The 12,319-nt window shown below is 44.0% G+C and carries 11 protein-coding genes; all 11 read left to right on the top strand.

Annotation, left to right across the window (positions count from 1 at the left end):
- Window positions 1-323: 323 nt before the first annotated feature.
- The 11 genes from AX662_RS09390 to AX662_RS09340 all read left to right on the top strand — a co-directional run bounded on the left by AX662_RS09390 (window position 324) and on the right by AX662_RS09340 (window position 11,832).
- Window positions 324-2,660 (top strand): phage tail protein, encoded by a 2,337-nt coding sequence (locus tag AX662_RS09390; RefSeq protein WP_197414709.1) that lies wholly within the window; start codon window positions 324-326, stop codon window positions 2,658-2,660.
- 21 nt (window positions 2,661-2,681) lie between these two features.
- Window positions 2,682-3,473: a distal tail protein Dit gene (locus tag AX662_RS09385; protein ID WP_060972284.1), complete on the top strand. Its 792-nt coding sequence runs from the start codon at window positions 2,682-2,684 to the stop codon at window positions 3,471-3,473.
- Window positions 3,470-8,509: a phage tail spike protein gene (locus AX662_RS09380; RefSeq protein WP_060972283.1), complete on the top strand. Its 5,040-nt coding sequence runs from the start codon at window positions 3,470-3,472 to the stop codon at window positions 8,507-8,509. Before AX662_RS09385 ends, AX662_RS09380 begins: the two co-directional genes overlap by 4 nt.
- Window positions 8,510-8,520: 11 nt before the next feature.
- Window positions 8,521-8,748, top strand: coding sequence for a hypothetical protein (locus tag AX662_RS09375; protein WP_060972282.1), 228 nt, complete (start codon window positions 8,521-8,523; stop codon window positions 8,746-8,748).
- A gap of 91 nt (window positions 8,749-8,839) precedes the next feature.
- Complete coding sequence (locus tag AX662_RS09370) at window positions 8,840-9,334, top strand: hypothetical protein (RefSeq protein ID WP_155213555.1); 495 nt, start codon at window positions 8,840-8,842, stop codon at window positions 9,332-9,334.
- Window positions 9,307-9,768: a phage holin family protein gene (locus tag AX662_RS09365; protein WP_197414708.1), complete on the top strand. Its 462-nt coding sequence runs from the start codon at window positions 9,307-9,309 to the stop codon at window positions 9,766-9,768. Before AX662_RS09370 ends, AX662_RS09365 begins: the two co-directional genes overlap by 28 nt.
- Window positions 9,761-9,991 carry a phage holin gene (locus tag AX662_RS09360; RefSeq protein ID WP_060972279.1) on the top strand — a complete coding sequence of 77 codons (231 nt, stop codon included), beginning with the start codon at window positions 9,761-9,763 and terminating at the stop codon, window positions 9,989-9,991. The genes AX662_RS09365 and AX662_RS09360 overlap by 8 nt, the downstream gene beginning before the upstream one ends.
- Window positions 9,992-9,994: 3 nt before the next feature.
- Window positions 9,995-10,447 carry a hypothetical protein gene (locus tag AX662_RS09355; RefSeq protein ID WP_060972278.1) on the top strand — a complete coding sequence of 151 codons (453 nt, stop codon included), beginning with the start codon at window positions 9,995-9,997 and terminating at the stop codon, window positions 10,445-10,447.
- 13 nt (window positions 10,448-10,460) lie between these two features.
- Entirely contained in the window at window positions 10,461-10,790 is a 330-nt protein-coding gene (locus AX662_RS09350; RefSeq protein WP_060972277.1) for a hypothetical protein, read from the top strand.
- 4 nt (window positions 10,791-10,794) lie between these two features.
- Window positions 10,795-11,067 (top strand): hypothetical protein, encoded by a 273-nt coding sequence (locus AX662_RS09345; RefSeq protein WP_060972276.1) that lies wholly within the window; start codon window positions 10,795-10,797, stop codon window positions 11,065-11,067.
- Window positions 11,068-11,085: 18 nt separating this feature from the next.
- On the top strand, window positions 11,086-11,832 hold the full coding sequence (locus tag AX662_RS09340; RefSeq protein WP_060972275.1) for a CHAP domain-containing protein: 747 nt from the start codon (window positions 11,086-11,088) through the stop codon (window positions 11,830-11,832).
- Window positions 11,833-12,319 lie beyond the last annotated feature (487 nt).

The following is a 12,319-nucleotide window of genomic DNA, read 5'->3' as shown; positions in this document are numbered from 1 at the left end:
AATACCGTGAAAGCGGGGGTACAAATGGTTAGATAACTTGAAACTCGGTAGAAAAACCATAGCCGAGTATAAACCTAGTGAAAACGGTGAAACTCTACGCTACATAGCGTAGACAATACCGTGCTAAGCAAGAATTATTTTTGAAAGTGTAACGACTATCGAAACAGAAGAAGCATCCGAAAGGGTGTTTTTTAAATGGAGTAGAGTAGGCTCAAGCGAGCCGAAGCGCTAGGGTGTATTTAATACATAAGAGATAGTCTAATCTCTATGGCGACATAGAGCAGTCTTAAAAAAGACGGTTGTGATTTAGCGAATCACAGCGAATGTGTACCGTGTATGGTGGTACCATGTCCGAAATGGCACGTTTGGTCAATGAGTCTGGTGTCTTGAATGGCGAGTTTGAAGCTACGGCTGACAATATCCGTGATATCCCATTTCATACCTTGATTGATGCCATTGGTATTACTCAAGACAGATTGGGAGTAACCGGGACAACTGCCAAAGAAGCAAGTACAACCGTGTCCGGCTCGTTCAATTCCATGAAAGCAGCCGCTGAGAACTTAGTGGCCGGCCTTGGTAATAACGAAGCTAATATCAAGCAACTCATGGAAAACATGAAGCAGACTATCATCACATTTAAAGACAATGTGGTGCGTGTTCTAGGGACTATCTGGGACAATCTGCCAGTGGATGGCTGGGTTAAATGGGCAGCGCTTATCGTTGGAGCAGCGGGGCCTATCATCACAGTACTTGGAACCTTGATTATTTGGGTCGGGAACGTCGTTTCTGCACTTAGCACAATCGGTGGGGCTATCAGCTCAGTAGTAGGGTTCTTTTCAAGCGGTTCTACCGCAGCTAGCGGTCTAGGAGCTGCTTTCAGTGGTCTATCAGCCGGAGCTCTTGCTGCTTTTGCCGGGATTGTTGCTGCCGTGGCTTTGGTTGGGGCTGCACTCGTTGACTTGTGGAACAATAACGAGAATTTCCGTGCACAAGTTACGGCAATCTGGGAAACTATCAAGACTGCAATCACTAACGCCGTTCAAGCCATTGTGTCGTTTGTTATGTCAATATGGGGTCAATTAACTTCCTTTTGGAACGAAAACCACGCCTTGATTATGCAAACGGCGACGACTTACTGGAATATGTTTAAGGGAATAATTGAAAGCGTCATGAACGCCATTCTCCCAGTGGTTCAAACTGGTTTGAATTTGCTTATTACATTGTTTTCTACATCTTGGCAACTTATTACCACTGTCATTTCCACGGCTCTTGAAATCGTGTTAAACATCATTAAGATGGCTATGCAAATCTTACAAGGTGACTGGTCTGGAGCGTGGGAAACGTTCAAAACTATCTTGTCAACGGTTTGGGAAGGTATCAAGTCACTTGTTTCAATCGGTATCAATGCTATTGGTCCGATTATCCAAGCGGGGATTCAGTTTATTCTCGCAATCTGGAACGCAGCATGGGCATTGTTAGCTATTCCATTCCAAACGCTTTGGGCATTGCTTCAACAAATCGCTGGTGGGGCCATGGCTGCCATTAGCGGTGTGATTAGTGCTGGGATTGCCGTGATTCAATCCATTTGGTCAGCAGCATGGACAGTTATCCAGACAGTATTCTCAACAGTTTGGAATACAATCATGTCTATTCTGTCACCTATCATGGCTGGTATCTCAAGCATTATCTCAAGCACCTTGTCAGCTATTCAAGCGATTTGGAATGCTATTTGGACGGGGATTCAAGCTGTCCTGGCTGGTGTATTAGCTGCTATCGTCGGATTGGTTACTGGTAACTTCTCGCAAGTCCAAGCGGCTATCACGTCAATCATGTCAGCTATTCAAGCAACTATCAGCGCAATTTGGAACGCCATCTTGTCACTTATCAGCAGTGTATTGAGTGCGATTGCTAGCACTGTATCAAGTACATGGGCATCTATCCAGTCAATCGTTTCAAGTGCTATGAGTTCCGTTCAGAGCATTATCAGCTCAGCTTGGAGCGCTGTTAGATCAGCGGTAAGCAGTGCCATGAGCTCTATTCAATCAGCTATTACTAGCGGATTTAGTGCCGTGGTTTCTGCAGTAACAAGCGCTGGGCAACGTATTATTTCAGCGGTTCGCTCAGCGTTTAGCGGTGCACTTAGTGCAGCCCGTGGATTCGTTGGACAAGCTGCAAGCGTCGGTTCTCAATTGATTAGCGGTTTCGTTAGCGGGGTCACATCCGCAGCTGGAAAACTGATTTCAGCGGTTAAAGGCGCTGTAAGCAATGCCATTAACGGAGCTAAAGCCTTGCTTGGTATCAAATCGCCATCCCGTGTATTCCGTCAATTCGGTATCTATACGGATAAAGGTTTCATCATCGGTATCGATAGCAAAGCTGACCAAGTGGCCCGTTCAATGCGCTATATGGCTCAAGGAGCTATAGACGCATTCACCGGTCAAGATATCAACGGAGCCATCACTGATGAACTTGGTGGCATGGATGGTCAGTTAGGTCGTTTGGCAGGGTATGACCCATCCGTTTCATTCAATGGCGGCAAGATGTCAGTTACCCAACAAGCAGCGGATATCGTCCTTAAAATGGGTGATACAACTTACAGAGCATTTACTGATGACATCACTAACGCTCAATCAATGGAATTAATGCTTGATAACTATTAGAGAGAAAAGAGGTTTTAGCTAATGTATGATTATGCTTCATTGAAGCGCACGGAATCAACGGTGCTGCAAAGAGCGCCGGTTGATAACATGCGTATCAACGGGACACCTATAGAAGACATCATCCAAGGGTATCGACAACTTACGGTCAAAGGTCGTTCGTTGCTCAATCGTGAAATTTCAACCACTCGTGTTCCTGGACGTCGTGGTGTCTGGGTGGACAGCGTCAATGACTCAGAGCGTGAGATTGAAGTTAAGTATCAGTTAACGACAGTTACCAGTCAAGTCATGAGGACCTCTTTCCGAGAGCTTAACCGCATCTTGAGAGAAGTAGGGCCTAGCGGATATCTTGAAGTTACGTTTGACGATGAGCCAGATTTCACTTATTACGCCATCTTTAAGGAAGCGGATGAAGTGGAGGAAGACAGACTTTCAATTGTTAGCAGCTTTGTATTGTTAGTGCCAGACGGCTATAAAAAACGAGTTCCAGAGCGTTCTAACGGTGTTGTTTATCTAACTTACGCTAAGAAGGTTATACCTGAGAAGATTGTAGCCACGACAACGACAACGGCAACAGAATTCGAAATCATCAACGGGCAAACCAAGCTGTCATTCAAAGGTAGCTATGCAGCTAACAAGGAAATCGTCATTAAATTTGGCGACGAAGAAGTGACTGCTACTTATGATGGTCGTAATATCCTAAGTGAATTACAGCGTTTTAGTCCATTAGAGCAGTTTTACGTGAAGGATGGCGACAGATTGTCCGGAAAAAACGTGACGATTCGTGAAGTGCAGTGGAGGGATGAAAGTCTATGATCTATTTATTCGATAAGGACGAAAAACTTATCAAGATTATTCGCAAGCCTGCCATTAAGACGGCTTTGCAAAAATTCAGTCTTACCACTGAAAATTACGTTTCAGACCGCTTGACTGTCGAAATGAAAGCCTTGAGGGATGACGAACTGGCAAAACTGGAATACATGGCTATTCAGTCAATCGACGATACCCATAAATTCCATTATTTCTATATCGCCCAAGGGAATACCAAAGGGGATATTACAACGCTTATCGGTGTTCAATCTGGTATCGAGGAATTACGCAAGACAGCCGTTTACGACAAACGCCCAACAGACCAACGTGCTAGACCGGTTATTGAATGGCTTTTAACCGGGACGAACTGGTCCCCACGATTTATTGCTGAAACAAATCCAAAGAGTACCAATTTCTATTACATTTCCACGTTTGACGCTTTGAAGAAAGTGTGCAAGGTGTGGGGTTTAGAAATGCAGTTCTTTGTTGAAATGAACGGCAGCCAGATTGGCGCTAGGTACATTGATTTCAAGCGCAAAATAGGTGAAGCAGTCGGTAAGCGTGTAGTTTACGGGCATAACGCCCTTGAAATTCTGCAAGAGGTTGAGAAGACAAACCTATACACTGCCTTGGTAGGGCGTGGAAAAGGAGAACAAGTCAGCTCAGCGGAAGACACCGGAAAAGATGCTGACGGTTACGGACGCAAAATTAACTTCGAGGAAATTGTCTGGTCGAAAGCCAAAGGGGACCCACTAGACAAGCCCCTTGGCCAGAAATACCTTGAAATTCCAGAAATGACCGCTAAATACGGCATTAAACAACCGGACGGCAAGATGCGACCTAAGATTGGCTTTGTCGAATTTAGCGAGGAAGAAGATAAGAACGAGCTTATCAAACAGACTTATGATGCTTTGATTGAGTCTTCAAGACCTAAACTAACACTTAAAACGTCAACAGTGTATCTCAAGGGTGTTCAAATTGGCGACACTATCCGAGTAGTCCGACACGACAGGCACCTTGACTACGATACACGTATCTTTGAAATCACGTTCAATCGCTTAAACAATGAATCTAGTGACATTAAACTAGGGGACCGAGTTAGCGAAAGCAACGATGCAAAGGTGCAGAATACCGTCAACAAAGCACTCGACGAGTTTAAAGCTGGGGAATTTACCGAGTTTGTCAAAAAGTTGCCAGAGTTCATCCCGTCAGCTAACGGTTTTAACCATAACTGGTACACAAGCACTGATCCAACAGAGTCACATCCAGGGCAAGTCTTAATCAATGATTCTTGGTACAAGCCGGACCCAGAACACGAAGGGCACACCATCATGTATCGCTGGACCGGTGAAATGTGGCAAGAGGTATTGAGAACGTGGGACGGCACGGGCCTGCAAGACAAAATCAAAAAAGAGTTTGAAAAAGTCGCAGCTAACATGGCTAAACAGCAATCGGAACACGACAGAGTGGTTGCAGAAATCACAGCCAAGGCTACTAATGCGGAAACATTAGCTAGTTCAGCTAAATCAACCGCAGAGGACGCTTTTAACCGTCTAAACGACGTCAAGAGTGAAGCCATCGCAGAAGCTCGTTACTTGGACACCGTCGAGCGTGCAGAGACAGAGAAGAAGATTGCTGCATCTAAAAAAGATGCACTATCAGAAGCTGTCAAACTGGTTGATAATGCTAAAAGTACGCTAAACACGGACTTATCAGAGACTGAAAAGAGAGTTGAAGCTCTAAAAGGTTCTATTGGTACATTGTCAAATGACACGTCAGTACAGTTTGCCAAAATCAATAATGCCCTCATTTCAGTAGCTAGCAAGCAAGATGTTGACAAGGTCAGTCAGCGCGTGTCTAATGCTGAGACGGTTTTGACACAGCAAGCAGGGCAGATTTCAGCCAAGGCTAGCAAAGAGGATGTCAACGCTGTTTCTGGGCGTTTAAACAAAGCTGAGAGCTCTTTGACGGTGCAGGCTGGGCAAATCAGCCAGAAAGCCAACAAGCAGGACGTAGACACGCTGACAGGGCGTGTGAACCGTGCCGAAACATCAATCACTCAGCAAGCGGACATGATTGCGTCCAAAGCTAACAAACAAGAGCTTGATAACGTCAATAATCGAGTCATAAACGCTGAAAGCCGTATCACTCAACAAGCTAACGAGATTAGCCAACGAGTGAAAACAAGCGATTTTAACAATGCTACTCAGAGACTTGCGACGGCTGAGAGTTCAATTACTCAGTTAGGAAATAAAATCACTACTGAGATTAGCAGAGTGGATAGTAAAATCCCGACAGATTTTGGCAGTCGTAACTTGATTTTGAAATCAGCAGACTTAAGTAATGTACATTCGTACACCGGACGTGGCAACAATATCGCCATTTCAACGGACAACGCATCATATATTATCAACTCAAACGGCAACAGCTCTAATTTCTGGGGCGGTGTCTCATGGAATATGGCTGTTTCTGAGATAAGAGCTGGTGAAACGTTCTCATTGTTGGTTCCGTGCTACATCGATAGCAGAACAGAAATTGGGAACGGGGCAATTGTTGCAATAAAAAACAATAAAACAAACGCTATCGCTTTCGAATACCAAATTCCGACGGCCGTTAAAGATAAATGGTTCGATGTCACATTGAATTTCACTGCTACCAAAGACACCAATTTATCAGACTTTCCGTTTGGGATATATGTAGTTAGAAACGGCTATTTGAAAATCAAGCCACCTATGTTGGTCAGAGGGGCACTTATCCCTTTGCAGCACACAGTAGCACCAGAGGACACCGAAGCTGAAATCAGCACGGTTAAAACGACGATTACACAAACCGAGCAGGGTGTCAGTCAGTTATCTCAGAAACAATCTGAAACAGATAGCCGTATCACTAACGCTGAAACTACGGTCAATCAATTGGTCGATGAAGTATCATCAAAAGTGTCTAAGACTGATTTTGACAAACTCTCTAAGAGTGTAGCGGCTAATAGCACCTCAATCACTCAGACTGATAACAAAATTAGTTTGAAAGCAGACCGGACAGAAGTCCAAACTGCTAAAGCTACGGCTGATAGTGCCGTGTCTAAAGGTCAAGAGTTAGAGCGTAAAATCAACCAGACTAACGCAGAGTTACGTGTTACAGCGGATTCTATCGCTCAAAAGGTTTCAAGAGTTGATTTTGACAATCTTGGGAATAAAGTCACTAACGCTGAAACGCAAATCAGCACATTAGCTGGCAAGATTGAAACTAAAATCTCTAGGGTTGACCTAGACAGTGCTATTGATAGCAAAGGCTTCTTGAAAGAGTCTGACGTCAACAGATTGGTCGACAACAAAGGTTTTGCGACGGCTACAGTTGTAACTAACCTTATCCAACAGTCTGAACAAGGGACAACGCAGCTTATTAGCGAGGTCAAGAAACAGATTCCGTCAATTGACACGCTGTCTGTTGGTGGTGAGAACTTGATTCGTAACTCAGCATTTCCAGATAACCTAGATAACTGGTACTATTGGGCTCCCAATAGTACCAACCCAAACTTATCTATTAGAACTCATGCCTACTATTACAACAGCGGTAAGAATCTGTTGGTACTAACAACAACAACAACAACGCCAAGCTCAACAGCTAGATTTCCGGTTAAACGCAATACTACCTATTCATTTAACATTCAAACGTTTGCTACTGGGAACATCAAGGGAGTAGATATCTATTTCCTTGGTCGTAAATCAAACGAAACCGGAATGTATTCGAAGGCAGTGCGTTTCAAAGCGCATACTGGCTCACCGTCAACCACTCAAATGGTTAAATGGCATCTAACTTTTAATTCGGGAGACTGCGATGAAGGTTTTATCCGTATTGATAACACGGGCACGACCAATGGCAGTCAGTCAGCGCTATTCTTCACCGAGCTTGATTGCTACGAGGGAACTATGGATCGTGCTTGGCAACCATCGCCAAAAGATGCAAATCAAGAGGTGACAGTCAAGTTCAATGAAATCAAGTCAACCGTTGACAGTTTCAGCCGCACCATTGGAGAACATGGGCAGTCTATTTCTCAGATTATCCAAGATGCCAAGGGTACAGTTTGGAAGGTGGAAAACCTAGAGGATAAGTGGGCATTTAATCTCGGTGTCACTAACAAGCAACTAGACAAGCTAGACACCGGACTTGAAGCCACCAAGTCCGAAATGTCGCAGATTGCTGGTTCATGGGCGGTCAAGAATTTGACAAGGTCTGGTGATGTGCTCAACCAAATCAATCTCAATAAGGACGGCTCAGTTAAAATCGACGGTAAACTGATTCAAATCACTGGTTCTACTTACATCGAAGATGGTGTCATTAGCTCAGCCAAAATCGGAGAACTGTCAGCAAGTAAAATCACTAGCGGACGTTTAAACGCTTCACTAATCGATGTCGTCAACCTAAACGCTTCAAGCATCACAAGCGGTACGTTTACCGGTTTGAACTATCGAGGCGGACGGATTGAATCGTTAAACGGTTCAATGTTTTTCGATTTGAATAGCAACTATCTTCAAATGGGAGCAGATACCGCTTCAATCAGACGTGTTCAGCCCGGATATCCTGCGCAGTTTATCCGATACGAGACAAGCATCGCCCAAGGCAACTATCGTTCCAAAACTATTATCGGTTCTAACCGAGAAGGGACGGACGCTTACAATGCTACGACGTTTTCTGGTGTTGTGATCCAAAACAACACTAACAACGATATCGATACATTGCATCTCTATGGTGATAGAACATACTTTAGACATACGTTTACTAACGATGGATGGGATTTAGATGCGGTAACGCAACGACTTCGTCCGGGCATGATGGAAAAAGATTCACAGATTTGGTCAGTCCAGTTTGCGACGCCGAAAAACGGGAAAGATTTTAGCACTGGAGCAATCAATATCACAGAGTCTCTTGCAGCGGTTTGGCGAATGTTCAAACACTTCGAAGGAAATATCAAAATGCCAAACGAGCTTAAAACACTCATTCAGCATGGTTACAATAACTACGGCATCCACATGCCAGTGTTGTAAAAGGAGAATTTATGAACGAACAAATTTACACTTCAATGATTCAAGATATCGCAAGTCAGAACGCTAATTTGACGATTGAAAAAGCTGAGTTTAAGGCTCGCTTGCAGGCAACAGTTAGCGAACTTGAGCAAGTCAAATCACAACTAGAACACTATCAAAATGTACTAGCGTCTGATTCTGACCTTAACGACCTCTTTAACGAGGTAGCACAGAAAGGAGTGGATAATGAACAAGTCTAATTTCAGTGTTACATCGAGTTATCTGACCAACCCGACAACAACGAGGATTGCTATCCAGTCCAAAGATGGCTCGACGTGGTTGACCCGTGATGTGCCGGGCGACCACACCAACAAGACGGATGAAGCTAAAATCCAGCTTATCTTGGATATCTTAGCGACTGAGTTGGACCCTGCTGGAGCATTGGCACGCTACCAAGCCAAGTCAGAGGAATCTATTAAAGACCTTGACAGCCGCTTGAATTTAGCTGAGAAAGTCGCTGAACAAGGCGAACTTACTCGTAAAATCGCTAACGTGTCCATTCTCAATGCGGTAATGAGCCAGAATATCCAGTATGGCACAATCTACAAGCAATACTTGGAATTGTTGCCAGTCGCTAAAAAAGGCGGTGTGTTCAACGCCGGGGATATCTTCGCTATCGAAGCCCCGGACCACGAAGAAGTGGACGGAGAAGGCAAACTGGTGCTTATCCAAGTTAACGGCTCTTTCACTTACGATAATCAACCGTTCGCTGATTTTGCAAAAGGGGGCAAACTAGAAAATAACGGGGTTGCTACAGCATGGCTATTCAAACCGAAGGGGGCGTAATGGTACAAAAACCAGACGGCATTTTTGGGGTTTTCGACGTGGTCAGAGACTTCTACGCACACGGTATTGATGAGCATTTATGGGTGTTCCTGCTGATGATTATTATTTTCAGCGATATCGTTATCGGAGTGTCTAGGGCTTGGGCTGCTCATGAGTTTTCAAGCTCAAAATTTCGTAAAGGGCTAGTCAGTCATACTGCCATGATTACGTTTGTAGCCATCTTCTATCCGTTCGCAGTATTCATGAATCTGGGCGGTGTACTAGATACATTTATCTTTGCTATGATTGCCGCTTACGGCTCTAGTATTTTGGCTAGTCTATCAGCTTTAGGGGTTGAAATCCCTTATATCGACAAATATGTTAAGAGAAACATCGACAAAGAGAAGTTTTTTCTTAACTCGGAAGAAACAAAGGAGAATAATGACAATGATTAATTTTAAACTTCGCTTACAAAACAAAGCTACTTTGGTAGCTCTTATCTCAGCAGTTTTCTTGATGTTGCAACAGTTCGGGCTTGAAATCCCGCACAATATCCAAGAGGGTGTTAATACATTCGTTGTGATTTTGGTAATCTTGGGTATCGTAACTGACCCAACAACTAAGGGTGTGGCAGACAGTGAACGTGCATTAAACTATAACCAACCTCGTGAGGACTAGCTTATGGCTAAACTCATGACCTCTATCAACCAGATTGAAGGGGGTGACATTCTCAAGAGTGGGGATGTTACTTCCTTGTTTGGTTTTGAAATCTTAGGGGCTGATGGCAAGCGTATGGAGCTATCCGGCACGGGTAAGCTCACACTGTCTAATGATGAAACCGTGGCACTCTACCAAGATGTAACCGTTGAGAACGGACATTTTACATTCGTCATGGGGGATGTCGTAGAGCCCGGAACATACTACCTCGAAATTAAACTGAACGGACATATTTTCCCGTCTAATAATTTCAAGGTCAAAGTGAAGAACTCACTGAATGCAGATAGCGTCGTGCCATCGGACAAGAGCCCTAAATTAAAGTTACTAGCGGATGAATTGCGAGAGTCTGGGTTAATTACTGGTGGCAGTGATACTACGGAAGACCTCGTTAATATCTACAATCTAGCTAAAATTTGAAAGGAAACAATAAATGAGTAAATTACACGATTTTGCCCAAGCCGTGGGTGCGGATATCAAGGAAATTAAAACGGCATTAGCTGGCAAGGCTGAGAAAGGCGAAGTGACCGCTAACGGTATCACTCAAGACCAACTTAACACCGCAATCACGCAAGCTAAGGCTGATATCATCGGTAATGCACCGGAAGAACTTGATACGCTCAAAGAAATTGCTGATAAAATCAGTGCAGCGGGTGGCAATACTGATAGCGGCATTATCTCGAAAATGACCGAATTGGGTGGCCGTCTCGATACCATCGAGCAAGAAGACCTTGTGAGCGTATACAACACAGCGAAAGCGTGAGCCTATGAGTAAGTTCACAGAATTTGCTCAAGCGGTCGGGAACGATATCAAGGAAATTAAAGATAAACAATCTTCATCCTTGTCTATCAGCCAAGCGTATGGGTTATTTCCGACTTATAATAACTTTTTCCAACAGGTTGTAGAGCAAAACAAATGGGCGGAAGACCCACTTGTAACAAAATCTCAATTACCTACAAGCGAAATTGAGACTTTAAAACAGAAAGTCGAAGAATTGGAAAGAACGCTTTCGGAGATTAAACAAGCTATTCAAAAATAATTTAAGGAGGCCTACTATATGGCAACAGATAATGACATCATTCTATTCGCAGAAAATCTAGCTAACGCCGGCGTCGGTACTGATGCAGATGGATCGTGGGGGACACAATGCGTTGACCTGCCTAACTCTATCTCAATTAACTTCTTTGGCCGTGCTCTTTGGGGTAACGCCATTGACTTGCTAAACTCAGCGGCAGCAGCAGGCTACGAGGTCGAGTACAACCAAGAAGGCAACCTCGACAGCCGTCCACGTCGTGGGGCTGTATTCGTCATGGATACCACTTACATCGCAGGGCATTCATACGGCCACACTGGCTTGGTTATCGAAGATTCAGACGGCTACACCATGCGAACCATCGAGCAAAATATTGACGGCAACGCTGATAGCTTATATGTCGGTGGTCCCGCTCGTTACAACACACGTAATTTTGATGGCATTGTAGGCTGGTTCTATTTCCCAACGGACAACCAATCACAATCCCCTGCACCAACCCCAGCCCCGTTTGATGGTATAATTACTATCAACGAGGAAACCGGGACATTCACGGTTGAAGTATCAGCTCTTAACGTTCGAGCTGGTGCCGGTCTAGGCGCTGAAATCGTGGCAGTCTATGGAGCCGGTGAAACTATCAACTATGATGGCTGGTGTGATGTTGACGGCCATATCTGGATCAGTTACATTGGCGGGTCTGGTAATCGTCGCTATGTTGCAGTCGGACAATCAGAAAATGGTCGTCGTGTAACGTCATTCGGTTCATTCGCCTAAAATGTAAATAACAGACCACGAATCAAAATAAAATAAAAAGGAGTATATCACCTCCCGACAGACCACAGTTCGGAAATCATGGTGGTAGTGGTCGAAGCCCTAGCATTTGCTGGGGCTTTTTTTATTTGGTATAATATATCTATCCATCATAGGCAAAGAGCTACGAGGTTATCTCATAGCTCTTTTTTATATTTGCTAATCTCCACGATAAGTGATAACATATTCTTCGGAATACTTGGCGTCTTTCGATAAATTCCTCGAACTGTCCCCCGGCTTTTAGTCGGGTTTTTTTGTATTAAAAAGGGGCAAATAAGGGGCAATAAGTGTAAACTTTAGTAACTTTATGTGAGTTTTACCGTCTATATATTGCACGCATATATCCTTATTTAATAGGTTTTCTTCCTATTATATACGCATTTAAAATGGTACTAACAGAATACCGTGGTTTGAAATCATTCTACAACTTGAAAAAATAAAACGTTGATTT

The sequence above is a fragment of the Streptococcus sp. CCH5-D3 genome (assembly GCF_001556435.1).
Taxonomy (GTDB): Bacteria; Bacillota; Bacilli; order Lactobacillales; family Streptococcaceae; genus Streptococcus.
The sequence above is the reverse complement of the archived record's forward strand: the minus strand, read 5'-3'. Positions and strand labels throughout refer to the sequence as shown.